The following is a 23,302-nucleotide window of genomic DNA, read 5'->3' as shown; positions in this document are numbered from 1 at the left end:
CGCACCCGGTCGTCACCCCGGCGTGCAAGGATGGGCTCGTGCGTTTGTATCGGGACGAGGCGGTCGTCGTGCGCCAGCACAAGCTGGGCGAGGCGGATCGCATCGTCACGCTGCTGACCCGCAGGCACGGCCTGGTCAGGGCGGTCGCCAAGGGCGTGCGGCGGACCAAGTCACGCTTCGGCGCCCGGCTCGAGCCGTTCTCCTACATCGACGTGCAACTGCATCCCGGCCGCAATCTCGACACCGTCACCCAGGTGCACACCCTGGAAGCCTTCGCCGCCGACATCATCGACGACTACGGCCGCTACACCACCGCCTGTGCCGTCCTCGAGACCGCCGAACGCCTCGCGGGCGAGGAACGCGCCCCCGCTCCCAAACTGCACGCCCTCACCGCGAGCGCCCTGCGCGCCATCGCCGCCAAGCAGCGCCCGCACGAACTGGTCCTCGACGCCTACCTGCTGCGCGCCATGCGCTTCTCCGGCTGGGCGCCCGCCCTCGACGAATGCGCCAAATGCGCCACCCCCGGCCCACACCGCGCCTTCCATGTCGGCGCGGGCGGCGCGGTCTGCGTGCACTGCCGGCCCGCGGGCGCGGCCACTCCGGCCCCGGGCGTCCTCGACCACCTGATCGCCCTGGACCGGGGGGAGTGGTCCGGCGTCGAGCAGCTCCCGGAATCGATCCGCAAGCAGGCCAGCGGACTGGTGGCCGCGCACCTGCAATGGCACCTCGAACGCCAATTGCGCACCCTCCCCCTGATCGAGCGCACCGCACAGGCCCCGCGACCTGCCCCGGCCGGGCACCCCGCCTGAGCCGGTCGCTCGCGGAGGGCACCTGCCGGGCGGCTCGCGCGCATCGGGCAGGATGGAAGCCGTGATCCTCCGTCGTGACTCCGCCACCGCGACGCGCACCGTGCGCCCGCCCTCGCCGCATCCGTCGGGAGCGCGTCCGCCGCAGCTGCCCAAGGAACTCGTGCCCAACCACGTGGCCTTGGTGATGGACGGCAACGGACGCTGGGCGCAGGAGCGCGGACTGCCCCGTACGGCCGGGCACGAGCGCGGCGAAGCGGTGCTGATGGACACCGTCGAGGGCTGCATCGAGATCGGCGTGAAGTGGCTTTCGGCGTACGCGTTCTCCACCGAGAACTGGCGGCGCAGCCCGGACGAGGTCCGCTTCCTGATGGGCTTCAACCGCGATGTGATCCGCCGCCGTCGCGACGAGATGCACGAGATGGGTGTGCGGGTGCGCTGGGCCGGCCGCCGGCCGCGCTTGTGGCGCAGCGTGATCAAGGAGCTCGAAGTCGCCCAGGAGCTCACCAAGGACAACACGGTGCTCACCCTCACCATGTGCGTCAACTACGGCGGCCGGGCCGAGATCGCCGACGCGGCCCGCGAGATCGCGCGCCGGGTGGCGGCGGGCGAGATCGACCCCGAGCGGGTCGACGAGAACACCATCGCCCGGTTTCTCGACGAGCCGGACATGCCCGACGTGGATCTGTTCCTACGGCCCTCCGGCGAGTTCCGCAGCTCCAATTTCCTGCTCTGGCAGTCGGCCTACGCCGAATATGTCTTCCAGGAGACGCTGTTCCCGGACTTCGACCGGCGCAACCTGTGGGAGGCCTGTCTGCAGTACGCTTCCCGTGATCGTCGTTTCGGTGGCACCAAATAGTCAGGCCACCGGACAGGCGGGGTACGCAGTAGCGGGGGCAGGACGAGACCGGCGCGAAGCCGGTCCCAGGCGCGGCGAACGGTGGCAGGCGAGATGGACGCGGCGGTGACTCCCGATCGGGAACTCCAGGCGCGCGCGGGCGCGTGCCTGTCGCGCTACGGCGTCGACGTGCGCGTCGACCCGGAGGGTTCGCTCGGCTTCGAATACGAGGGCGCGCTGTGCTCGCTGCGCGCGGTCGAACTCGCGCCCGGCCTGGACGTACTCACCTTGACCTGCGTGCTGGCCTGGGATCGTCCGCTCAAACCCCAACTGCACAAGCGGGTCGCCGAGCGTAACAACGCGGTGCAGTTCGGTTCGATCACGGTCATCGGCCACGGCAAACTGGCCGATGTCATTCTGCGCTACACCTTCCCGGCCGCAGGCTTGGACGATTCGGCGCTGACCACCATGCTGCTGCTGGTGCTCTCCAACGCCGAACGCGCGCGCCACGGGCTCCTCGCGCCCTGAGTCCTCATTCCCGATCGGCGGTCGCCCGCGCGCGGAGCGGCATCAGCGCGTCGATACCGCGTCCGATAGCTTCGGGCTCGACGTCGCCCAGGATCAGGTGTTGCAGGATGAATCCGGGGAGCAGGCTCAGGAAGGTCTTGGCCACCGCATCGGTATCGGTGTCGGGCGGTAGCCAGTCGTGGGCCACCATCCGGTCGGCGTATTCGCGCCAGACCTCGCGGATGCTGTGCATGTTCGTGTGCACGAAGTCGCCGATATCGTCGTTGATCATCGCCAGTGCCCACGCCTGCGGAGCCAGGCGCACCACGCCGTCGGGTCCGCTGTGCCGGATCACCTCTTCGGCGACGATCCGGATCAGCTCGGCGGGCGTCGGCAGCGGATCGGCTCGGGCGCTCTCGACGAGCACTGCCCGCACGGGCACGATGGTCTGGCTCGCCAGCGCCGCCACGATCTCGTTCTTGGACTTGAAGTAGCGGTAGACCGCGCCCGCGGACAGTCCGGATTCGGCGAAGACATCCTGCATGGACGTGTCGAAGAAACCCTTGCGCGCGAAGCACAACTGGGCCGCGTCGAGGATCTGCTGTCTGCGGCGCTGGAGGTGTTCCTCGCTGACTCTGGGCATGTTTCCAAACTAAAACGAACATTCGTTCTTGACAAGTTTCCGCCGACGGTGGGACCGTGGAAGGCATTAAAGAGAACGAACATTCGATTTACGGGGAGATGTCATGAACGCCACCCTGCGCGCGATCGCGGTGGGCCTCGGCGCGGCCCTGCTGCAGCTGCTCATGCTGGTCGCCTTCGCCTGGCCCGCGGCCAACCTCGCGCCACGTGACCTGCCGATCGCGGTCGCCGGACCGCAGGCCGCCATGGTCACCGAGCGGCTGGCCGCCGCCGATCCGGACGCTTTCGCCGTCACCACGCTGCCCGACGCCGCGGCCGCCCGCACCGCCATCGAGAACCGCGAGGTCTACGGCGCGATCGTCACCGGCGAGGGCGCACCGCGCATGCTGGTCGCCTCCGCTGCCGGTCCCGCTGTGTCACAACAACTCACGGCGATGGCGCAACAGCTGTCCGGTACCACCGGCGCGCCGGTCGAGGACGTGGTGGCCGCCGACACCGACGACCCGCGCGGGGTGGTCTTCGGGTCGATGGTGCTGCCGCTGGTCATGTCGGGCATCGCGGCGGGCGCGCTGCTCTTCCTGGTCGTCACCGGTGCGGGGGCGCGGTTGGCGGGCGTGCTCACTTTCGGTGTCGTCGGCGGCCTGGGGAGCATGCTGCTGGCCCAGGGCTGGCTGTCGGCGCTGCCCGGCAACTACCTCGCCCTCGCCGCCGTCGCCGGTCTGTCCTCACTCGGCGTGGCAGGCGTGATCGTCGGCCTGGCCTCGCTGATCGGCCCCGCCGGAATCGGCATCGGCGCGCTGACCATGCTGCTGATCGGCAACCCGTTCTCCGCGGCGACCTCGGCCCCGGAACTGCTGCCGCAGCCCTGGGGCGCGATCGGCCAGTTGCTTCCGCCCGGCGCGGCGGGTTCGCTCCTGCGTTCGGTCGCCTTCTTCGACGGCGCGGGCGGTATGAAACCGCTTGTGGTGCTGCTGATCTGGGCGGCGACCGGACTCGCCCTGCTGGGCCTGGCCGCATTGCGTGAGCGGGGTCAGGGCTCGCCCGGCGCCGAAGCCGCTGAACCGGAGGTCGCGGCGGCCTCGATCTGAGGCGTCCACAACGACGGATCGGGCAGGCGGCGCCCCACGGCGCCTGCCCGATCCGTCGTGTTGTCCGGCCGGCAGGGGTGTGCGCTGCGATCCGGTCCGGACCCGGGCGGGTCCGCGCGCTGCCTGCCTCGCTCGTCTGCTACGCGTGCACGGTGCCGGTCCCGACCATGGAGCGCTCCGGCCCGTAATGCTGAATCGGTGAGCAGTTCCCGCGGTCCGCGCCTCAGCCGCGCCGCTTGCCGCACTCCCGGCAGGTGCCGAACACTTCGATGGTGTGACTGACCTCGGTGAACCCGTGGTCCCCGGCGATCGAGTCGGCCCACGCCTCCACCGTCGGCCCCTCGACCTCGACGGTGCGCCCGCAGTGGCGGCAGACCAGGTGGTGATGGTGCCCGGTGGAGCACTGCCGGTAGACCGACTCGCCGGAGTCGGTGCGCAGCACGTCGACCAGTCCGGCGTCGGCCAGCGACTGCAGGGTGCGGTAGACGGTGGTCAGCCCGATGCCCTCGCCGCGCTTGCGTAGTTCGTCGTGCAGTTCCTGCGCGGACCGGAATTCGTCGATGTCACCCAGCAGCGCGGCGATGGCGCTGCGCTGGCGGGTGCTGCGGACGCCGACGGCGGCCTTGGTGGAAACCTGCGTCTTGTCGGCCACGGATCACCCTTCTTCGGCGTGCGCGACGGCGTCGACGACGATGTGCGCGAGGTGGTCGTCGACGAGTTCGTAGAGCACCTCGCGCCCGGAGCGCTCGCCGTGCACCACGCCCGCGGACTTGAGGATGCGCAGATGCTGGCTCACCAGCGGCTGGGTCACGCCGAGCGCGTCGACCAGTTCGTGTACGCAGCGCGGCGATTCCCGCAGCTGCAGGACGATGGCGATGCGGACAGGCGCGGCCAGCGCGCGTAACAGCTCACCGGCGTCTTCCAGTACGGTACGTGCGGGCACCGGCGCGGGGCCGGGGGAGCGGTACGGGGTGTGCGCGGCGGCTGTCTCGGCGGTCATGGGACCATCTCCTTATTGGAAAGCGATTCCATTTTGATATGCGCAGGTGCGCATGTCAAATAGGCGTGCGGTCGGGCGGCGGACATCAGGCGAAGGCGGGACACCAGGCGAAGGCGAGAGCATCGCTGATTTCGCGAGCCGATAGGCTGGTACCGCGCGCACTTCGCGCGTACTCGCACCAAGTAGTTGCGTCTTGTAGACGAATCCGACTCGCAGTGGATGGAGAATTCTCGCGTGGCACCCAAGTCGAAGGTGGACACCGTTGCCAACCTCGCTAAGCGCCGGGGTCTGGTCTACCCGTGCGGTGAGATCTACGGAGGCACCAAGTCGGCGTGGGACTACGGTCCGCTCGGCGTCGAACTGAAGGAGAACATCAAGCGTCAGTGGTGGCGCTCGATGGTGACCAGCCGCGAGGATGTCGTCGGCCTGGACTCCTCGGTCATCCTGCCGCGCCAGGTCTGGGAGGCCTCCGGCCACGTCGCGACCTTCACCGACCCGCTGGTCGAGTCGCTGCACACCCACAAGCGCTACCGCGCCGACCACCTGCTCGAGGCCTACGAGGAGAAGCACGGCCACCCGCCGGTCAACGGCCTGGCCGACATCAAGGACCCCGAGACCGGTCAGCCCGGCGCCTGGACCGAGCCGCGCAACTTCTCCGGTCTGCTCAAGACCTATCTCGGCCCGGTCGACGACGAAGAGGGCCTGCACTACCTGCGTCCCGAGACCGCGCAGGGCATCTTCGTCAACTACAAGAATGTCGAGACCACCGCGCGCAAGAAGCCGCCGTTCGGCATCGCCCAGATCGGCAAGAGCTTCCGCAACGAGATCACCCCGGGCAACTTCATCTTCCGCACCCGCGAGTTCGAGCAGATGGAGATGGAGTTCTTCGTCAAGCCGGGTGAGGACGAGCAGTGGCACCAGTACTGGATCGACACCCGCCTGGCCTGGTACACCGATCTCGGCATCGACCCGGAGAACCTGCGCCTCTACGAACACCCGAAGGAGAAGCTGTCGCACTACTCGACGCGCACCGTCGACATCGAGTACCGCTTCCGCTTCCAGGGCAGCGAGTGGGGTGAGCTGGAAGGTGTGGCCAACCGCACCGACTACGACCTCAAGACCCACTCCGAGCACTCCGGCACCGAACTGAGCTACTTCGATCAGTCGACCAACGAGCGCTACATCCCCTACGTCATCGAGCCCGCGGCCGGCCTGACCCGCTCGCTGATGGCCTTCCTCGTCGACGCCTACACCGTAGACCAGGTGCCCAACGCCAAGGGCAACCTCGAGGAGCGGGTCAGCCTGCGCCTGGACTACCGTCTGTCCCCGGTGAAGGTCGCGGTGCTGCCGCTCTCGCGCAACGCCGACCTCACCCCGAAGGCCAAGGACCTCGCCGCCCAGCTGCGCAAGCACTGGAACGTCGAGTTCGACGACGCGGGCGCGATCGGCCGCCGCTACCGCCGCCAGGACGAGATCGGCACCCCGTTCTGCATCACGGTCGACTTCGACACCCTCGAGGACCAGGCCGTCACCATCCGCGACCGCGACTCGATGGCGCAGGAGCGCATCGCCCTGGACAAGGTCGAGGGTTACCTCGCCCAGCGCCTCATCGGCGCCTGACCCGAGCCCCCGGACACCCGTCACCGCTCGACGGGTGGCGGGTGTCCGTGTGTGCGGCAACAGCCGTCAGGGGACATCCCAGAACGCCAGCTCGTGGCGCATCCCCTCGACGAAAAAGCGTTCCGCCCGCGCCGGATCCGCGCCCGACTCGTCGAGCATCTGCGCGCAGCGACCAGTGAGATCGGCGAAGGCCGGGTCCGCGTAGGTGTCCACCCAGCGCCGGTAGCGCGGATCGGCGGGCGGGTCGAGCGCCAGCCGCGCGCCCAGCGTCGAATAGCCCCACATACACGGGTACAACGCCGCCAGGCCGTCGCCGTAGTCGGCGGCCGCGTCGAGCAGGAACGCGGTGTAGGCCGCGCACGGCGCGCCCTTGACCGCACGGTCGAGGTCGGCGCCGAATTCGGCGGCCAGGGAACGGTGTAACGCCAGCTCGTCGTGCAGCGTCGAGTGGGCGAGGTCGACGAGATCGCCGAGATGCGCGTCGGGCGCCTGCCAAGCCAGCCGGCTGAACACCCGGATGTAGTCGAGCAGATACAGGTAATCCTGTTCCAGCCAGGAGCGGAACACCGCGTCGGGCAGGGTGCCCGCGGCGATCCCCGCGACCGTGGGATGGCGGAGCTGCTCGTCGACCATCGGCCGTCCGATTTCTTCCAGGCGCGCTGCGAGACTCATGCCGCCAGTCTCGCAGCTCACCCCGTTCCCCAGCTCCCGGCCACTGCCTGATCGAGGCCACAGCACTGCCACACGCCGCGGCCTCCGCTTGCGTCCCGGCGCCGCTACGCGCACTCTCTTCGATGTGTGGGAAGAAGATGTCGTGGTGCGCGAACTCGCGCCGTCGGAGGCTCGGTTCGTGCGGCACGGCACGTATACCGGGCGCTCGGTCGTAGTACGGGGTGAGCTCGAGATCGACGCGCTGCGAGCGGCTTTCACCGCCCTGCAGCGCGAGTATCCGGTGCTGGTCTGCCGGATCGGCGAGGACGGCGCGGGCGGCGGCTGGCTGCTTCGGCCCATCGGTCACATGGGCGCCTGGGTGCAACCGGGCGACATCGACGAGGTGCGCATCCCGCCCGAGCCGATGGATCCACGCCACCAGCTCGCCTACCTGGACATCGTCCCCGGCGAGGGCCGGACCCGGGTGACACTGTTCGTCCACCACGCTGTCGCCGACGCCGGCCACTGCGTCGCGCTGTTCGTGCGCCTGTGGCAGCACTACACCGAACGCGTGCACCCCGAAAGCGTCACCGACGGCGCGACGGCCGTTGTGCCACACGAGCTTCCGCAGTCACTGGAGTACTACGCGGTTCGCCGCGGCGCCCGGCGCAGCGCCATCTCCGGGCTCGAGGAAGTGACCGTGCCGCTCTCACCCGCCGACACCGCGCTCCCGCTGGACCCGCCCGAACCCGCACCGCCCACCATCGCCCGCCCGGAACGCGTCCTGCTCGACGAAGCGTCCACCGAGCACATCATCGCGGTCGGCCGCCACTACGGCGTGAGCGTGAACGGCCTGGTCACCGCCGCCCTGCTGCGCGCCTACGCGGCAGGCAAGGGCGAAGCCGAAACCGGCGCCGCCACCAAGGGACCGATCCCCCTGACCTGTGTCTACCCGGTCGACCTGCGCAACCGCTTCGACCCACCCGTCGCCGCGCAGGAAGGCACCAACATGGCGGGCCTGGCGGGATTCGCCGCCGAAATCGGCCCGGGCACCGGCTTCGTCGCTCTGGCCAAACGCATCGCGGCGCGACTGAACCACGACCTCGCCGAGGGCGTGACCCAGCAGTCGGTCCTGCACTTCCCCGAGTTCTTCGGCCCCCGCCGCGTCCACTCCACCGCAGGCCACGTGGCCATCACCAACACCGGCCGGGTCCCCGAGCTGCCCACCCCGCCCGGCCTCACGCTCTCGGACTACGAAATCGTCTACGTCAGCGCCCATCCCCGCCCCTCGACCGGCAGCTCCGCCGCGGTCACCTTCCTCGTCTACACCTTCGCCGGCCGCCTGTGTGTCGGAATCCTCGGCGGGGGAGCAGCGGCCGCCCGGCTGCCACGAGCGGTCGCCCGCGAGTTGTCCACGCTGGCCGCCGAACCCATCGACGCCTGACCTCGCCCGGGTAGCCGGTCCGGACTCGTCCGGCACGCGGCCCGACGAGCGATCCGCGGTACCCGGACCGAACCGATCCACGTCCGACAGACCACCCCGGGCGGCGCCACGGCGATCGCCCCGGGAGGCGCCGGGAAGCCCGACCAGGGCGGCGCCGCAATGCCCGATCCGGGCGGCACCACGAGTGCCGCCCGGATTCCGGGTTCAGAACCGCCCGCCGCGTCCTCCGCGACCCGCCGACCCGCCGAACGACCTCGGATGGAAGCCCCCCGACCGGTGTCGCGATCCGCCCGCCGCCCCGCGCAAAATCTCCCCGACGATGATGCCGCCCAGAATCGCGCCCGTGCTGTTGCCCGGACCCGAGAACGGGGTGGTGTTCTGCTCCCACGCGTTCACGCTGGTCTGCGCCTCCCGCAACGCCCGGCCCGCCAGATCGGCCGCCGCCCTGGCATGCCCCAACGCCCCCGCCGGATCGCCGCCCGCCGATCCGCGAGCGGCATCGAGGTGACGCTGAGCCTCCGACAGGCGCGTGCGCGCGGTCGCGTCGACCCCGCCGCGACGGGTGCTGATGTAGTCCGAGGCGGCGGTCACCCGGGTCTGCGCGTCGATGAGCGCACTCTCGAGCCGCCTGCGCAGATCCTCGGCGGCCAGCTTGCGATCGGTGGCGGCCGCGGCCGCGCGATCGAGTTCGGCGTCCGCGGAGACCGCGGCGTGGAACGCGCTCAACGGGTCGCTGTCGGCTTCTCCGGCGGCGGTGTCCAGCGTCTGCTGCGCGGCGGTGACAGCGGCCGCCAGCTCCGCGCCGCCGTAGCCGGCCAGTTCGGCCGCGGCCGCGATGTCCTTGCGCAGTTCGTCCAGCGCCGCGGGTAGCCCGTCGCGCGCCTGCTGGATGTTCGACGCCGCGTTGTCGACTGCGTCCAGCAATGTCCTGGCCTGCCCGATCGCGCTCTCCGCGGTCCGGATCGCCGCGACCGCACCGCCCTGCTGCCCGACCGGAAGGCCGAGCGCTGTCCGCGCGGCGTCGATGTTCTGCTCGGCGAAGGCGATCCGCTCGCCCGCCATCCGCACATTGTCGGCGATCGGAGCCAGCACACTCGCCGGATGCGCGGCCGTCAGCCGGGCCAGTTCGGCCTCCGAGGCGGGTGTGCGCCCGGTCAGCTCCACCAGATCGCGGGTCAGCCCGTCGAGCCGGTTCGGGGCGTCGATGAGCAGATCGCGCATCGCGTCGAATTCGGCCACCCTGGCATCGAGTTCGCGATCGGCGCGCCCGGCCGTGGTGAGCAATTCCATCAGCAGGCGATGCTGCTCCTGCGGCGTCTCGGGAATATTGTCGTCGAGCTGCTGACGTATGCGGAAGGCCTGCGCCGCGGCCGCCTTCGCATTGCTCACCGCGGCGCTGAACGGCGCCGTGGCCGTGGCGCCGAATTCGCCGATCGCCAGCTGCAATTCCTCGTCACTGGCGCGCAGCGCGTCGTCGATCTCCACCAGCACCTCGCGGGACCGCGCGTGCAGGGCCTCCAGCGGCAGCGCCGCCAGCGCGGCGGTGTTGTCGGGGTCGATCTGCCGGGCCGCGGCCAGCTCGGCGGCCGCTCGCCGCTTCCTGCGCCTGCGCGACCACCACACCAGCGCGGCCAGGCCCGCCGCCACGATGAGCGCCACGATCAGCAGGCCCTTCACGCTGCCACCGCCGCCGCTGATCGCCGTGCCGATCCCGTCGGCGGTCAGCACGGCCGCATCCGCCCACCGGCTGTCGCGCAATGCGGGCTCGACCTCGTTCGCCAGCACATTGTCGAGCTCCTGGTCGCTGACTCCGCTGGGCGCGTCGCCGTCCAGCCAGTACTCCCGCGCGCCGGTGGCGACGGCGAGCAGCATGTCGCGCGAACCGAACCCGGACGCGCTCGCGGTCTGCGCCGCCCATTGCTGCGCCGACTTCCCGTCGAAGTCTTCGACGTAGTAGACCCACAGCCGGACCCGGTGATCGGTGTAGAGCCGGTCCACCGCCACCCGCACCCGCCCCGCGTCGTCGCCCGTCAGCGCCCCCGCCGAGTCGACCACGTAGTCGCCCATCCGGGCGGGCGGCTCCGCGGAAACGGGCACGGAGCCCAGTAGCGCGAAGATCAGGAGCACAGTGCCGGCAACCGCCCGGGGGAACCAGCGGCCACAGCTTTTCGGGCGCGACGACATGACACGAATGTATAGCCCGATCCTGCTCCCGGCGTGCAATAGCATCGTCGGGGTGATCACGATCGACCGCCCGTACACGGGCCACGTGTCCTCCGGGTCGAATCCTCAGCAACGCGACCTCGACGGTGCCCGCATCATCAAGATGTCCGTCGGCGGGATGGACAACAACGTCTACCTCGTGCAGTGTGCCGCCAGCAGCTCCGCCGTCGTCATCGACGCCGCGAACGAAGCCGACCGCATCCTCGAGCTGGTCGAACAGGAGATGCCCGGCAAGGTCCGTTTCGTCATCACCACCCACCAGCACCGCGACCACTGGATGGCCCTCGAACGGGTCGCCGAGACCCTCGGCGTCCCCACCGCCGCGCACGCCCTCGACGCCGACGCCCTCCCGGTGACACCCGACCGCCTGCTCGAAGACGGCGAGACCTTCGACGTCGGCGACCTCGCCCTCGACGTCATCCATCTCAGCGGCCACACCCCCGGCTCGATCGCCCTGGTACTCACCGAGCCCACCGGCCGCGCCCACATCTTCACCGGCGATTCGCTCTTCCCCGGCGGCGTCGGCAAGACCCACTCACCCGAGGCCTTCGACTCCCTGCTCACCGACGTGACCACCAAACTGTTCGACCGCTACGACGACGCCTTCGTCTACCCCGGCCACGGCGACGACACCACCCTGGCCGCCGAACGCCCGCATCTGGGGGAGTGGCGCGCCCGAGGCTGGTGAGCACGGCAACGTCCGGGTGATCACAGTCACGGCCGCCGCACCTGCTCGGCGGCCCCCGCCTGGCAAACTTGGGGAGTGATCTCGCCTGCCCCCCGCGCCCACTCGGCTTCGACCCACGAATCCGGGCTGCGCCGAGGCTTCGGCCCAGGCCTCGCGCGCTGGATCAGGCGCGGTGTCGCGGGCGCTGTTTTGATGGCGTTGATCGTGGTCGGCGGCACCGCGGTGCGCGTATGGCAGGTCGCCCGGATCAACGATTACACCCCCGCCGACGCCATCGTCGTCCTCGGCGCCGCCCAGTACTCTGGCACCCCGTCGTCGGTGTTCGAAGCCCGCCTGGATCAGGCCTACGACCTCTTCGAGGCGGGCGTCGCCCCGCGCGTCATCACAGTCGGCGGCAAACAGGAAGGCGACCTCTACACCGAAGCCGCCTCCGGCAAGAACTACCTCGAAGACCGCGGCATCCCCGGCGACGCCATCCTCGCCGTGGAAACCGGCTCCGACACCCTGCGCAGCGTCGAAGCCGTGTCCGACGCCATGGCCGAACAGGGCTGGTCCTCGGTCGCCCTCGTCAGCGACCCCTGGCATTCCCTGCGCACCCGCACCATGGCCCGCGACGACGGCCTGCGGGCCTGGACCGCCCCCACCCGCACCGGCCCCGCCGTCTACACCCGCGAATCCCAGGCCCACGGCATCTTCCGCGAGACCTTCGCCCTGCTCTGGTACCAGCTGACCCATTTCTCCGCCGACTTCCCTTACACGGCGGGGCAGTGACGGCTGTGCGAGGCAGCGACGGACAGGCAGTGCAGCCACAACACGCAGGGCAGGTAGTGACGCTATGGACACCATGAACGAATACACCGGACACGACCGCGAGCGAATGGTCACCGAAGCCCGCAAGACCGCCGGATTCGGTTCCCCCGAAGCCGAATTCACCGTCGGCCACCGCTCCGAATTCGCCCGCGACCGCGCCCGCGTGCTGCATTCGGCGGCCCTGCGCCGCCTGGCCGACAAAACCCAGGTCATGGGCCCCCGCGACGGCGACACACCGCGCACCCGCCTCACCCACTCCCTCGAGGTCGCCCAGATCGGCCGCAGCATCGCCGACGGCCTCGGCGCCGACCCCGACCTCGTCGACCTGGCCGGCCTCGCCCACGACATCGGCCACCCGCCCTACGGCCACAACGGCGAGAAGGCCCTCGACACCTGGGCCGACGCCTACGGCGGCTTCGAAGGCAACGCCCAGAACCTGCGCATCCTCACCCGCCTGGAACCCAAGATCCTCACCCTCGACGGCGTCAGCGCGGGCCTGAACCTCACCCGCGCCGCCCTCGACGCGTCCATCAAATACCCCTGGGGCAGAACAGGTCCCGGCACCAAATTCGGCGCCTACGACATCGACACCGACCGCCTGGCCTGGATCCGCAAGGACGCCCCCGACCGCGTGCGCAGCCTCGAATGCCAGATCATGGACTGGTCCGACGACGTCGCCTACTCCGTGCACGACGTCGAGGACGGCGTGATCGACGGCCGCATCGACCTGCGCGCCCTCGCCGACCCCGCCGAGCGCGAAGCCCTCGCCCGGATGGGCCACCGCCAGCACCCCGAGATCCCTGTCGACGACCTGGTCGAGGCCGCCCACCGCCTGTCCGAACTCCCGGTCCTCGCCGACGTCTTCCACTACGACGGCTCCTTCACCGCCTCGGTCGCCCTCAAACGCCTCACCAGCGAGCTGGTCGGCCGCTTCGCCACCGCGGCCATCACCGCCACCCGCGCCGTCGCGGGCCCCGGCCCGCTGATCCGCTACGCCGCCGACCTGGAGATTCCGCAGATCGCCGCCGCGGAGGTCACCATCCTCAAAACCTTCGCCCTGCGCTACGTCATGTTCGATCCGGTCCACAAACAACGCCAGGCCGTCCAGCGCCAGCGCATCCAGGAAGTCGCCGCGGGCCTGCTGGAATCCGCCCCACACCACCTGGACCCCCCATTGCTGCCGTGGTGGCACGAAGCCGACACCGACACCGCCCGCGTGCGGGTGGTCATCGACCAGATCGCGTCCTACACCGAGAGCCGCCTCGAGCGCATGGCCACCGAGCTGGCCGGGTGATCAGGCCCCGGCCGCGCGGCTAGACTGCAACCCGTGGCCGGACGACTTCCAGATCGCGATATAGCGGCAATTCGCGACCGCGTTCGGATCGAAGACGTGGTCGGCGAGTACGTCGCCCTGAAACGGGCGGGCGCGGACTCCATGAAGGGCCTGTGCCCCTTCCACGACGAGAAGTCCCCCTCCTTCCATGTACGCCCCAACCACGGCCTGTTCCACTGCTTCGGCTGCGGCGAGGGCGGCGACGTCTACAAGTTCCTCCAGCAGATCGAGCACATCGGCTTCGTCGAAGCCGTCGAGCAGATGGCCGACCGCATCGGCTACCAGATCAACTACGAGGGCGGCGGCACCTCCGTGCAGCGCGACCGCGGCACCCGCTCCCGCCTGGTCGCCGCCAACGCCGCGGCCCACGAGTACTACATGGCCCAGCTCGCCACCCCCGAAGCCGCGACCGCCCGCACGTTCCTCACCGACCGCGACTTCGACGCCGACGCCGCCCGCCACTTCGGCTGCGGCTACGCCCCCGCCGGCTGGGACACCCTCACCAAGCACCTGCTCCGCAAGGGCTTCGAATTCAAGGAACTGGAAGCCGCCGGCCTGTCCAAACAAGGCAAACGCGGCCCCATCGACCGCTTCCACCGCAGGCTGCTGTGGCCGATCCGCAACCTCGGCGGCGAGGTCATCGGCTTCGGCGCCCGCAAGCTCTTCGACGACGACACCATGCCCGGCAAGTACATCAACACCCCGGAAACGTTGCTGTACAAGAAGTCCCAGGTGCTCTTCGGCCTCGACCTCGCCAAGCGCGACATCGCCAAGAGCCGCCAAGCCGTCGTCGTCGAGGGCTACACCGACGTCATGGCCATGCACCTGGCCGGCGTCACCACCGCCGTCGCCTCCTGCGGCACCGCCTTCGGCGAGGAGCACATGGCGATCCTGCGCCGCCTGCTCATGGACGACAACTTCTGGCGCGGCGAGATCATCTACACCTTCGACGGCGACGCCGCCGGTCAGGCCGCCGCCTTGAAAGCCTTCTCCGGCGATCAGAAGCTCGCCGGCCAGACCTATATTGCCGTAGCCCCCGACGGCCAGGACCCGTGCGACCTGCGCCAGCGCCACGGCGACGCCGCCGTCCGCGACCTCGTCGCCCGCCGAACCCCGTTGTACGAGTTCGTGATCAAGGGCTTGCTCGCCGAGCACAACCTCGACACCGTCGAGGGCCAGGTCGAGGCGCTGCGCCGCGCGGTCCCCGTGGTCGCCCAGATCAAGGACAACGCCACCCGCAAGGCCTACGCCACCCGCCTGGCCGGCTGGGTCGGCTGGGACGACATCCAGACCGTCGTCCGCCGCGTCGGTGAGGAAGCGAAGAAGGGCGGTCGCCCCGGCATCGCCCCCAAGCGCGCCCCCGCCGCGAAGGTCACCGAACACCCCGCCGCGCGCCCCAACCCCAACGACCCGGTCCTGCTCCCGCAGCGCCAAACCCTCTGCGCGGCACTGCAATACCCCGCCATCGCAGGCAACGCCTTCGACGCCCTGGAAACGGAAGCCTTCACCCACCCCGCCTACATCGCCATCCGCACCGCGATCGCGGAAGCGGGCGGCGCCTCGTGCGGCCTCAGCGGCGCCGAATGGGTGAACGCCGTCGCCGACGCCACCGATGACCTCACCCTGCGAGCCCTGGTCTCGGAACTGGCGGGCACCCCCATCCCGGTGAAGTCCATCAACGACATGCCTCGCGTCATCACGGGACTGCTTGCTCGCACTCAGGAAGCCCACGTGGGCCGCCAGATCGCCACCCTGAAGTCCAAACTCCAGCGCCTGTCGGCGGGCGACAACACCGACGAATACCTGGCGCTCTTCGGCGATCTCGTCGCCCTGGAGCAGTACCGCAAGAGCCTGGAAGTCCAAGCCATGGGCAGCGCCAGCGACTTCGCCACCGGCTGAGCACTACTGCCTGCCCGGCGCAGCTACCGGTAGGAGGCCATGCCCCCTCTAGACCCACTTGCTGCCCCGTCGCAACTGATCCTGCGGCACCAGAATCGTCGTCCGCTCATCGATCGGCTTCATGGGCTCCAGCGGCGGCCGAGTGCTCAGCTTGTCCGCCAGCCGCTGCCGCCCCACCAACACCAGCTTGCGAGTCACCGGGCTGCCCGCCACCGCCCGGGTAGCCGAACTGATCTGCTCATACCGAGCCCGCCCGGCCTTGGTCCCGAGTACGTACCCGGCCGCGACACCGATCAACAACCGCAGCATCTGGTGGAGCTCCTCCCAATCGCCTGTTCGCGGCTACCATCCTGCCCGAAACGGCGTCCCCGTGTCGATCCGGCCACCACCAGCTCCGCACCCGCCCGCCTGTTGCGTCCGACACGCCGAGGCGCGAGGTGTCGTCGCAGGTAGAGGGCCGATTTGGGAACCGGCTCGGGCATGCGCTAAAGTTTCTCCTCGGTCGGCCCGAAAGGGTCGAACCGAACAGAATAGTCCCCTATAGCTCAATTGGCAGAGCAGCCGACTGTTAATCGGCAGGTTTCTGGTTCGAGTCCAGATGGGGGAGCGGCGACAGATCCGCTATCAGCATCAGCTGGTAGCGGATCTTTTGCATTCCGAGGACAGTACCGGAATCGACATTACGATTCAGCACCATGGACACCGTGGTGGAATCCGCGCCGTATGCGACGGACTGCATCGAATGCAGGATGTCGGCCGATTGCACGGTCGTCGAGGTCTTCGGAGGCGGAGGACATGAGTGGGGGCTGGAAGGTCTGAGGCGAATGGAGGAGACAGAGGTGTCCGACTCGCTCGAGGATTTCGCTGCGCCGCGGATGGCGGCCGGTGCGCTGTTCATCATCGGTGATCGAGTGCTGTTGGTTCGCAAGACCTATGGCAATCGGTGGGACATTCCAGGCGGGTATGTCAACCACGGCGAATCCCCGGCCGCCGCCTGCCGCCGCGAGGTTCGGGAAGAGATCGGACTCGACCGCCCACCCACACGCCTCCTCGTCCACGACTGGGCCCCACGCGAGGACGAGGGCGACAAGCTCTTGTACGTCTTCGACGATGGCGCACTCGGCGCCGACGAAGCGGAGATTCGACTCGACGGCGTCGAGGTGGACCACTGGGAATGGGTGGCGATCAGCCGGATCGACGATTACCTGATTCCGAGGCTCGCGCGGCGCATCCATCACGCCTATCGAGCCGCCGCCGAGGGGACGACGCTATACCTCGAACACGGTGAACCCGTCCTCGGCTCCCATCCCCGGTCCTGATGTCTGAACTGCGGTAGCGTCTCGGCTGTGCAAGCAGCTGACTACCTGCGCACCTCAGAGGAGGCGCGTCTCCTGCGCCTGGAGTTGGTCGCTGATCTGTCTCACGTTCAGTCTTGTTCGCACCGCTGTGTCAAAGTCTCGGCATGAAGGTGATCGACGCATCGGGGCGGCCTCTCGATGCCGAGTACTCGGTGGAGCCCGAGAGGGATCGGCTGGCACTGATTTTGGAAAGTTCCAGCGGCCGCGGCACAGGGCAGCCGCGACGTAACGGTGAGTATGGACCGGCTCTAGAATTGCTGATCGAAAGGCTGAAACAGCAGGAGGCTGTGCTGGTCTCGGCTCTGGTGGACTCCCGAAGCACCCTGTCGTTGCCGGAAGCGGCTCGGCGCCTGATCGACAGGCCGGTCGAGTTGTCCGGTGTGGTCGACATTCCCGCCTTCTGTAAAGGGTTGCGCGAAGCTCAGCGACCAATCGGGCAGAAGTCCGCAGCAACGAAGCGCGGCAACAATGTCAAACGCATCCGACTGGTTGTACAGGTGCAGGGCTACGGCCCTCAGGACCACGATCTCCTCGCTACGGATCTCGCGACGGCTGATGAGACGTCCTTCGAGGAGGCCCAGCAGATCGTCGACACCATGATCGCTTCCGACCCGACAGCCAACAGTATTACCGCCTACCAGCGCTGTCTCGAACTCGTCGAACGCCGTGCGCTCGGCACGGGTGGACGGCAAGCAGTAGCGACATCGAAACCGGTGCGGCTCCAGGCCGCGCGTCGAGCTGTACTGATTCGGAGCGAAGGCAGGTGTGAGAACCCCGATTGCGGTCAGAGGGCTCCTGATGTCACAGATAAGGGACTGCCCGTCCTCGACGTCGACCACGTGCACGACATCGCCAAGGGAGGTCGCGATCACCCCGAGCAGATGATCGCGCTCTGCCCCAACTGTCATGCTGTCAAGACGCGAGGGAAAACGCGTCACATCATGTACCCGAAACTGCTTGCGGCAGCGGCGAAACGGCACAACGATCGGCTGGCAACGGCGGATCATGCTCACGCGAGCTCGCTTCGGGATGCCGGCGGCTTCCGCTTCTGATCCACAACGAAGCCGACCACCCGCCCCCTGGCAAGTCCTTCCGGACCGTCGTCCTGCTCGGCTTATCAGCGCAGTACCAGCCGTGCGCAAGCAGTCGGTGCTGTAATGAAGGCTCGAACACGCCCCTGTGCAGTTGGCAATGGTTTGGCGCACTTGGCGGGCTTCGCCCAGCGTGTACCGTGTTGCGGTCTCAGCAGCGAGATCCGTAGCATCACGGATGTGAGCGATACGGGGGATGCTTCGGGCTCGGGGCAGAGTCTCACGGTTGTACCGGAGCGGGTTCGTGAGGTCGGGCGGTATGTGTACGAGTTGTCCGAGGCGCTGCGCACGGCGTTGAGTTCCGCGGCGAGTGATGTCGATGGCGTTGTCGGCTGCAGCTGGACCGGGGGTTTGGCGACAGAATTCAGCGCCGGGTGGACCGATGTCCGTGAGGGCGGAGATCAGATCATTACCGCCCTGGCGGAGATGGCCGAGAAGCTCGGTGTCACTGCCGAGACCTATCGGAATCGTGACGAGGACAACGCAGCCGCGCTCGGGACTTCCAGCTTGGATCTACCGTGAGCGGCTTTTCGGTCGACCTCGATGAACTCGACCAGATCGTGGCCAGGTTGTCCGGTCTCGCAGGCTTCATCGAAGATCACCTCGATGAGATAGATGACAAAGTAGCCACTCTAGCTGGAACCGGCTGGGAAAGTATTGCAGCCCAGGCGTATACCGATGCCCATCGCCAGTGGGCACTCGGAGCCCGTGAATTCACCGATGGCATCCGGAGCATGAGTGACGCGGCGCAGCGGGCGCGCAATCGGTACAGCTCCGCCGCCGATGTCAACAAGCAGATGTTGCAGGGTGGGTAGCTGTGGGCAACACCTGGGTCATCGACTCCGGGATGTACCTCGACGCGTCGGAGAAGTGTCAACAGTTGGCCTCCGACATCTGTCTCGTCTTGGGACCGCTGCAACGCGCACTTGTCAACGACTGCGGCGGCATGGCCGGGGACCACGAGCAATCACTGGCATGGACGACCAGCTATGACGAGCATGCCCGCGAGTTTGTCACGCTGACTGCGGCGCTGTGTAATGCGTTGCAGCGCTTCGGTGATGTCCTGGCCGCCAGCGGCTACAACTGGTGGCATTCCGACCGAACGAATGCCACCGGTCCCGAACCGGCGCGTCCCACCGTGTCCGAGCCGTTCTATGACTCGGGTATGGAGTTGCCTGCCAGCGCCAAAGGCGACAACGGCGCCGGGATCGAGACATCGATCGTCGGGCTCATGCAACAGGTGGGAAAGATCCCCAACGGGGACGTGACCAAGCTCGGAATCGCGAGAGACGCCTGGAGAGCGTTCGCCGACCACAGCACCATCACCGGTGCGGCGGACCGGATCAGTGGGATCAACGCCAAGTTCTCCGGGAGCTCCGACCCGAACATCCTCGACATCGAACAGAACTTGAAAACGCTGCAGGACGCAGCGCGACTGGTGGCTCAGGCGTCGGCAGGATTGGCCGGGCCGGTCGCCGACCACCATGACGCTCTCGGCACGATGCGCCACGACATCGATGCGGCTGTCGCCGATGCCGCGAAAGAACTCGCCGGAGCGATCGTCATCACGGTCGTTGTCGTCGGAGTCTTGGCCGCACTGTCCGCGGGCACGGCAGCGGTGCCCGCTGCTGCTGGTGGAGGTGCGGTCACCACCGAAATCGTGGCCGCCACTGCAACGATCATCCGCACCACGGTCTCCACCAGTCGGGTTCTCGCCATCTTCGGCGCGGTCGTTGTCGCCGGTAGCGCCTCCGGCGTTTTCGCGGCGATCCCCGATCTCACTCAGAACGGCATCAACGCCGCGCTCGCGAGCATCGCGGCCATGACGGTCAAGATCGTCGAAGGCGATGACGCGACATCGGGTCCGGCCAACTCGAGTAATACGCCTGGCACCACCGAGTACCAGAAGCGCGTGGAGGAGCTGGCGCAGGATCCCGCCAAGAACGGGAAGGTCAACGGCCAGTCGCGGCGGGAGGCCGAGGTTGGACTTGCGCACGAGAATGCTGGACGTGTCGGACCACTCGAGCGGGCACCACTCGGTTCCGACGGAGAGGACCAAGGAGAATTCGTCGATTCCAGCACAGGTCAGCGTTGGGATGTCAAGAGCTCACCGGATACGATTCCGGACTATCGGGAAAAGGGCGTTCCGGGAACACCGATCCCCGCGCAGACCGATGAGAAGTTCGTTCAAATGATCGAGGATTCACTCGCCGATGGTGAGAACGTAATGATCGATGAGAGCGGCATGACACCGGCGCGCAAGGCGCATCTGCAGCAATTGGTGGCGAATCATCCGGAATGGCAAGGAAAGGTGCTTTGGTAGGATGAAGACTATGTACGGCCATTCGCCGAGCGATGTTCGTCGCTGGCCGGACGACCCGGCCGCGCATCGGGCGTTGAAAGAGTACTTGCAACGCATTTCAGTCGATCCCGATGCCGAGCGAACTGCTGAGTTGCTCCTCGTCGGCCGTGGGCTTGATTTCACCGGTGCGGACTTGTCCGGCCTCGACCTCCTCGCGGCGGAGTTCAGTGAGTCCACATTGACGGGTGTGAGGTTGGCGAGTGCGGACCTGTACATGGCTTGGCTTCGCTCGGCGCAACTCTCGGGTGCCGACCTGAGCAGTGCCGATCTTCGAAAGGCTCAAGGCCAGCACTGTGCCGCCCGCAACGTGAAGATGTGCAACGCTGATCTGCAGAAAGCTGATTTCAGCGATTCGGACTTCCGGGGAGCAGATCTCAGTGGCGCCCGATTGCAGCGCGTGACGTTTTCTGGATCGGACCTGAGAGGAGCCAGTTTGCGCGACTGCACATTTCGGACGACAAGGTTCTCGGATGCGCGGTTGGCAGACTGTGATGTCCATGGAGCTGCTGGCCTGGTGATGGGGCCGGTCGATGTAGGCGTCGAGTCGCCGCATTCGATAGGCGGGCAGGAGTTGCGGAGTTGGTTCGTGGCGAATGGCGCACCTGATGTGGAGGTATATCAACAAACGCAGTGAGATTTCGCCGCATCCTTGGCCTTGTGCAGAGGCGGCAGGGCGGTACGTCACAGCAGAGCAGCCCCTTTTGCACACTTCTTCGCCCAGTCCCGGATACCTGTGGTGCGTCGAGGCCACCCAGTCGGTCGTCGAAAACCGGTACAAGTCCAAATACGTTGTGTAACAGTGTTATCGCCGAGTGACCCTGTGGGTTCAGGCGGTCAGGGGGGACTGCTGCACGAGTAGGTGGCAAGCTGGACTGCGCCATGCCCTCCTCGTACCTCGCTGGTACCTGGTCGGTGTGTCCGCGCCACGGAAAGCTTCGAGTCGGCCCCGCCGTCGGGTTGATTCCTTACCGGTTCGCCGACGTAACTTCGGGTGTGCGAGGGACGCTACCGAGTCGGTCGCGGCAACCGTCATCCCCGACGGTGGGTGCCTACCACTGCTCTGTCGAACTGATGCTGTTCCAAAACCGTCATCGCTACCACCCGGCAGCGTGCCCCTGGTCCTGGACATCGAGCTTGGCCTGACGCGATGTCAGATGCTGTCGGAGTCGGCTTTCGGGAGGTACCGCAGCACTGCGACATCGCCGATTTGGGTGACGTCGACCAAGTGCATCCGCCTACGCGAGCCGCCGGGGAACGCGGCGGGGTCGACGAACCGAGGTGCATCGGCCTGGCCGATGAGTAGCGGGGCGACAGCGAGATGGAGTTCGTCGGCGAGGCCGGCCTCGAGCACTGCTGTGTGAATGCTGGTGCCGCCTTCGATCATCAACCGACCGATGTCGCGGTTGCTGAGGTCATCGAGCAGCGAGCCGAAATCCACTGTTTCGCCGAGTGATACGACGATGCCGAGATCGCCGAGGCGGTCGTGCAACTTCTCGGCGCCGGTATCGGTGGTGTAGACGAGTGGTCGGCGTTCTTCGACACCGTAATGCCAGAAGCGGGCGGCCGGATCGAGGTTGCCGCTGCCGGTAACCACGATCTTCTGCAAGTGTGCGGGTTTACCGGCAGCTTTGCGTGCAGCGAGGCGTTCCTCGCTCTTGATGATCAGCCGCGGGTTGTCGCGTCGCAACGTTTCCGCGCCGATCAGGATCGCGTCGCATGCGGTCCGTTCGACCTCGACTCGGTCGAAGTCGGCTTCGTTGGACAGGTACAGACGTTCGGGCACCATGTCATCGATGTAGCCGTCCACGCTGACCGCCACGGATAGGACTACGTAGGGTCGGGGCAATTCGCTGCCTTCCATCGTTCGAACTCGCCGACGAATTCTGCGACGCCGGTCTGGGTGCTGGCGGAATCCATCATTCCTGCCAAGGTGACCACTCGTTCCATAATGCGTCCCGAACCGGTCGCGATGCCGATCTGTAAAGCCTGTGTGCCCAGGGTCGCTGCCGGCTCGATGTGTCCGGCTGCCATGTGTGCTACGGCGGATCGAGCGAGGTAGACGCCCCGCTCACGCGGGTAGCCGGATTGCATGCGGGCGGTGGCGTCGCCGAACTGGGTGATAGCGGCGTCGTAGTCTCCCAACACAGTGAGGCTATGGGCCTGGTACGCGTCGATATAGGAGTGATCGAGGAAGAAGCCCCACGCCGGATCAGCATCGGCTTGGCTGACCAACATGCGGGCTCTCTCGTAAGCTCGCGCGCTCGCGTCGGGATTTCCTTCGAGTGCGTACGCGTGTGCGCTGTAGGCCACGGCAGCGGCGCTGAACAGCGAGGTTCGCGGTGCGGTGCGTTCAGCGGCTTCGGCGAGTTCGCTACCGCTGGTGCCGTCGCCTCGATCCGAGGCCAGTTGGCTCATTCGCACCAGTGACAACCCGATGCAGTAGTCGTCGCCGACTTGATGTGACCAGGTCAGCGCCTTCTCCGCCCAGTGCTGAGCCTGGTCGAACATCCGCTGGTCTTGGTACTGCCAGGCGGCAGTTTCGGCGTATATCGCCAGCTGCCGCAGAATGCCCTGGGAGTCGACCACTTTCGCCTGCCGCAGGGCCTTCATGCGGCCGATCGCGGCAAGTACTTCGGGCAGCGTGCTCCCAGCGCCATAGACGTTGTCGGACTCGATGATGTTCATCCGTTTGTCGCGGAAGAACTTGATGTGGTCGATATCGCTGCGGCCGAAAGCGGCGTTCAATGGCTTGGCCGATAACGCAGCGCCGGCTGCCATACCCACGGCAGCTGCTCCGAACCCGGCAACGAATGTGCGGCGAGGGACTGACACCAAGACAACCTCTCCCGTTGCGGTGCGCGTTGTCACCAGCACATTGTTGGTTTCGGGATCAACTTCGGTCCGTGTGTCGTGCTGCTGGCCGACGCTGACGTCAGCGTCCT

Annotated in this window: 24 protein-coding genes and 1 tRNA gene; 17 read left to right on the top strand and 8 right to left on the bottom strand. The window is 67.7% G+C overall.

All coding sequences use genetic code 11. The features are described 5' to 3' along the window. The first annotated feature begins 38 nt into the window (after positions 1-38). The 3 genes from recO to NS3_RS24650 all read left to right on the top strand — a co-directional run bounded on the left by recO (position 39) and on the right by NS3_RS24650 (position 2,172). On the top strand, positions 39-809 hold the full coding sequence (gene recO, locus NS3_RS24660) for a DNA repair protein RecO (protein ID WP_067864373.1): 771 nt from the start codon (positions 39-41) through the stop codon (positions 807-809). A 52-nt stretch (positions 810-861) separates the two neighbouring features. Then, positions 862-1,665, top strand: coding sequence for an isoprenyl transferase (locus tag NS3_RS24655; protein WP_157101517.1), 804 nt, complete (start codon positions 862-864; stop codon positions 1,663-1,665). A 93-nt stretch (positions 1,666-1,758) separates the two neighbouring features. After that, positions 1,759-2,172, top strand: a complete 414-nt coding sequence (locus NS3_RS24650; protein WP_067864266.1) for a YbjN domain-containing protein — start codon at positions 1,759-1,761, stop codon at positions 2,170-2,172. 4 nt (positions 2,173-2,176) lie between these two features. Here the strand turns inward: NS3_RS24650 and NS3_RS24645 are convergent, their stop codons facing one another. Further along, positions 2,177-2,794, bottom strand: a complete 618-nt coding sequence (locus tag NS3_RS24645) for a TetR/AcrR family transcriptional regulator (protein ID WP_067864263.1) — start codon at positions 2,792-2,794, stop codon at positions 2,177-2,179. 103 nt (positions 2,795-2,897) lie between these two features. On the opposite strand from NS3_RS24645, the gene NS3_RS24640 reads away from it, so the two are divergent. Beyond that, the gene (locus NS3_RS24640) at positions 2,898-3,881 is read left to right on the top strand and encodes an ABC transporter permease (RefSeq protein WP_067864258.1); all 984 of its coding nucleotides are present in this window, start codon (positions 2,898-2,900) and stop codon (positions 3,879-3,881) included. 223 nt (positions 3,882-4,104) lie between these two features. On the opposite strand, the gene NS3_RS24635 is transcribed toward NS3_RS24640, so the two are convergent. Continuing rightward, the gene (locus tag NS3_RS24635; protein WP_067864255.1) at positions 4,105-4,533 is read right to left on the bottom strand and encodes a Fur family transcriptional regulator; all 429 of its coding nucleotides are present in this window, start codon (positions 4,531-4,533) and stop codon (positions 4,105-4,107) included. Positions 4,534-4,536: 3 nt separating this feature from the next. Then, positions 4,537-4,881: an ArsR/SmtB family transcription factor gene (locus tag NS3_RS24630; RefSeq protein ID WP_067864252.1), complete on the bottom strand. Its 345-nt coding sequence runs from the start codon at positions 4,879-4,881 to the stop codon at positions 4,537-4,539. Positions 4,882-5,100: 219 nt separating this feature from the next. On the opposite strand from NS3_RS24630, the gene NS3_RS24625 reads away from it, so the two are divergent. Continuing rightward, positions 5,101-6,501, top strand: a complete 1,401-nt coding sequence (locus NS3_RS24625) for a glycine--tRNA ligase (protein ID WP_174550517.1) — start codon at positions 5,101-5,103, stop codon at positions 6,499-6,501. A 66-nt stretch (positions 6,502-6,567) separates the two neighbouring features. On the opposite strand, the gene NS3_RS24620 is transcribed toward NS3_RS24625, so the two are convergent. Next, entirely contained in the window at positions 6,568-7,173 is a 606-nt protein-coding gene (locus NS3_RS24620) for a TenA family protein (protein ID WP_067864365.1), read from the bottom strand. 124 nt (positions 7,174-7,297) lie between these two features. On the opposite strand from NS3_RS24620, the gene NS3_RS24615 reads away from it, so the two are divergent. After that, positions 7,298-8,596 (top strand): phthiocerol/phthiodiolone dimycocerosyl transferase family protein, encoded by a 1,299-nt coding sequence (locus NS3_RS24615; protein ID WP_245649792.1) that lies wholly within the window; start codon positions 7,298-7,300, stop codon positions 8,594-8,596. 204 nt (positions 8,597-8,800) lie between these two features. On the opposite strand, the gene NS3_RS24610 is transcribed toward NS3_RS24615, so the two are convergent. Further along, entirely contained in the window at positions 8,801-10,693 is a 1,893-nt protein-coding gene (locus NS3_RS24610; RefSeq protein ID WP_245649791.1) for a TPM domain-containing protein, read from the bottom strand. Positions 10,694-10,787: 94 nt separating this feature from the next. On the opposite strand from NS3_RS24610, the gene NS3_RS24605 reads away from it, so the two are divergent. The 4 genes from NS3_RS24605 (at position 10,788) to dnaG (ending at position 15,549) form a co-directional block, all read left to right on the top strand. Further along, positions 10,788-11,507 carry an MBL fold metallo-hydrolase gene (locus tag NS3_RS24605; protein WP_067864249.1) on the top strand — a complete coding sequence of 240 codons (720 nt, stop codon included), beginning with the start codon at positions 10,788-10,790 and terminating at the stop codon, positions 11,505-11,507. Positions 11,508-11,633: 126 nt separating this feature from the next. After that, on the top strand, positions 11,634-12,278 hold the full coding sequence (locus tag NS3_RS24600) for a YdcF family protein (protein WP_444980683.1): 645 nt from the start codon (positions 11,634-11,636) through the stop codon (positions 12,276-12,278). A 73-nt stretch (positions 12,279-12,351) separates the two neighbouring features. Further along, positions 12,352-13,611 carry a deoxyguanosinetriphosphate triphosphohydrolase gene (locus NS3_RS24595; RefSeq protein ID WP_084495897.1) on the top strand — a complete coding sequence of 420 codons (1,260 nt, stop codon included), beginning with the start codon at positions 12,352-12,354 and terminating at the stop codon, positions 13,609-13,611. 33 nt (positions 13,612-13,644) lie between these two features. Then, a complete protein-coding gene (gene dnaG / locus NS3_RS24590; RefSeq protein ID WP_067864243.1) occupies positions 13,645-15,549 on the top strand; it encodes a DNA primase in 1,905 nt (634 codons plus the stop codon). A gap of 48 nt (positions 15,550-15,597) precedes the next feature. On the opposite strand, the gene NS3_RS24585 is transcribed toward dnaG, so the two are convergent. Beyond that, a complete protein-coding gene (locus tag NS3_RS24585) occupies positions 15,598-15,858 on the bottom strand; it encodes a hypothetical protein (protein WP_067864240.1) in 261 nt (86 codons plus the stop codon). A 225-nt stretch (positions 15,859-16,083) separates the two neighbouring features. On the opposite strand from NS3_RS24585, the gene NS3_RS24580 reads away from it, so the two are divergent. From NS3_RS24580 to NS3_RS24550, 7 genes are all read left to right on the top strand, one after another. Continuing rightward, a tRNA-Asn gene (locus NS3_RS24580) sits at positions 16,084-16,156 on the top strand. Positions 16,157-16,244: 88 nt separating this feature from the next. Further along, positions 16,245-16,868, top strand: a complete 624-nt coding sequence (locus tag NS3_RS24575; protein ID WP_218018284.1) for an NUDIX domain-containing protein — start codon at positions 16,245-16,247, stop codon at positions 16,866-16,868. A gap of 143 nt (positions 16,869-17,011) precedes the next feature. Continuing rightward, positions 17,012-17,959, top strand: a complete 948-nt coding sequence (locus tag NS3_RS28645) for an HNH endonuclease (protein ID WP_084495891.1) — start codon at positions 17,012-17,014, stop codon at positions 17,957-17,959. 219 nt (positions 17,960-18,178) lie between these two features. Continuing rightward, a complete protein-coding gene (locus tag NS3_RS24565) occupies positions 18,179-18,520 on the top strand; it encodes a type VII secretion target (protein WP_067864352.1) in 342 nt (113 codons plus the stop codon). Next, positions 18,517-18,813 (top strand): WXG100 family type VII secretion target, encoded by a 297-nt coding sequence (locus NS3_RS24560; RefSeq protein WP_067864232.1) that lies wholly within the window; start codon positions 18,517-18,519, stop codon positions 18,811-18,813. Before NS3_RS24565 ends, NS3_RS24560 begins: the two co-directional genes overlap by 4 nt. Before the next feature lie 2 nt (positions 18,814-18,815). Beyond that, positions 18,816-20,321, top strand: a complete 1,506-nt coding sequence (locus NS3_RS24555; protein ID WP_067864229.1) for a hypothetical protein — start codon at positions 18,816-18,818, stop codon at positions 20,319-20,321. A 1-nt stretch (position 20,322) separates the two neighbouring features. Continuing rightward, positions 20,323-20,994, top strand: coding sequence for a pentapeptide repeat-containing protein (locus NS3_RS24550; protein ID WP_067864227.1), 672 nt, complete (start codon positions 20,323-20,325; stop codon positions 20,992-20,994). A gap of 516 nt (positions 20,995-21,510) precedes the next feature. Here the strand turns inward: NS3_RS24550 and NS3_RS24545 are convergent. Further along, positions 21,511-22,179: a RibD family protein gene (locus NS3_RS24545; protein ID WP_245649790.1), complete on the bottom strand. Its 669-nt coding sequence runs from the start codon at positions 22,177-22,179 to the stop codon at positions 21,511-21,513. 8 nt (positions 22,180-22,187) lie between these two features. Continuing rightward, on the bottom strand, positions 22,188-23,302 hold a 1,115-nt coding region (locus NS3_RS29590), incomplete at its 5' end, for an NsdA family TPR-like regulatory protein (RefSeq protein WP_218018282.1).

Origin of the sequence: Nocardia shimofusensis NBRC 100134 (assembly GCF_001613125.1) — a bacterium.
GTDB lineage: Bacteria > Actinomycetota > Actinomycetes > Mycobacteriales > Mycobacteriaceae > Nocardia > Nocardia shimofusensis.
The sequence above is the reverse complement of the archived record's forward strand: the minus strand, read 5'-3'. Positions and strand labels throughout refer to the sequence as shown.

Coding starts and splice junctions, on each gene's coding strand:
- NS3_RS24655 (WP_157101517.1), top strand. CDS start 862: ATGGAAGCCGTGATCCTCCGTCGTGACTCCGCCACCGCGACGCGCACC.
- NS3_RS24650 (WP_067864266.1), top strand. CDS start 1,759: ATGGACGCGGCGGTGACTCCCGATCGGGAACTCCAGGCGCGCGCGGGC.
- NS3_RS24645 (WP_067864263.1), bottom strand. CDS start 2,794: ATGCCCAGAGTCAGCGAGGAACACCTCCAGCGCCGCAGACAGCAGATC.
- NS3_RS24640 (WP_067864258.1), top strand. CDS start 2,898: ATGAACGCCACCCTGCGCGCGATCGCGGTGGGCCTCGGCGCGGCCCTG.
- NS3_RS24630 (WP_067864252.1), bottom strand. CDS start 4,881: ATGACCGCCGAGACAGCCGCCGCGCACACCCCGTACCGCTCCCCCGGC.
- NS3_RS24625 (WP_174550517.1), top strand. CDS start 5,101: ATGGAGAATTCTCGCGTGGCACCCAAGTCGAAGGTGGACACCGTTGCC.
- NS3_RS24620 (WP_067864365.1), bottom strand. CDS start 7,173: ATGAGTCTCGCAGCGCGCCTGGAAGAAATCGGACGGCCGATGGTCGAC.
- NS3_RS24605 (WP_067864249.1), top strand. CDS start 10,788: ATGTATAGCCCGATCCTGCTCCCGGCGTGCAATAGCATCGTCGGGGTG.
- NS3_RS24595 (WP_084495897.1), top strand. CDS start 12,352: ATGAACGAATACACCGGACACGACCGCGAGCGAATGGTCACCGAAGCC.
- NS3_RS24585 (WP_067864240.1), bottom strand. CDS start 15,858: ATGCTGCGGTTGTTGATCGGTGTCGCGGCCGGGTACGTACTCGGGACC.
- NS3_RS24575 (WP_218018284.1), top strand. CDS start 16,245: ATGGACACCGTGGTGGAATCCGCGCCGTATGCGACGGACTGCATCGAA.
- NS3_RS28645 (WP_084495891.1), top strand. CDS start 17,012: ATGAAGGTGATCGACGCATCGGGGCGGCCTCTCGATGCCGAGTACTCG.
- NS3_RS24550 (WP_067864227.1), top strand. CDS start 20,323: ATGAAGACTATGTACGGCCATTCGCCGAGCGATGTTCGTCGCTGGCCG.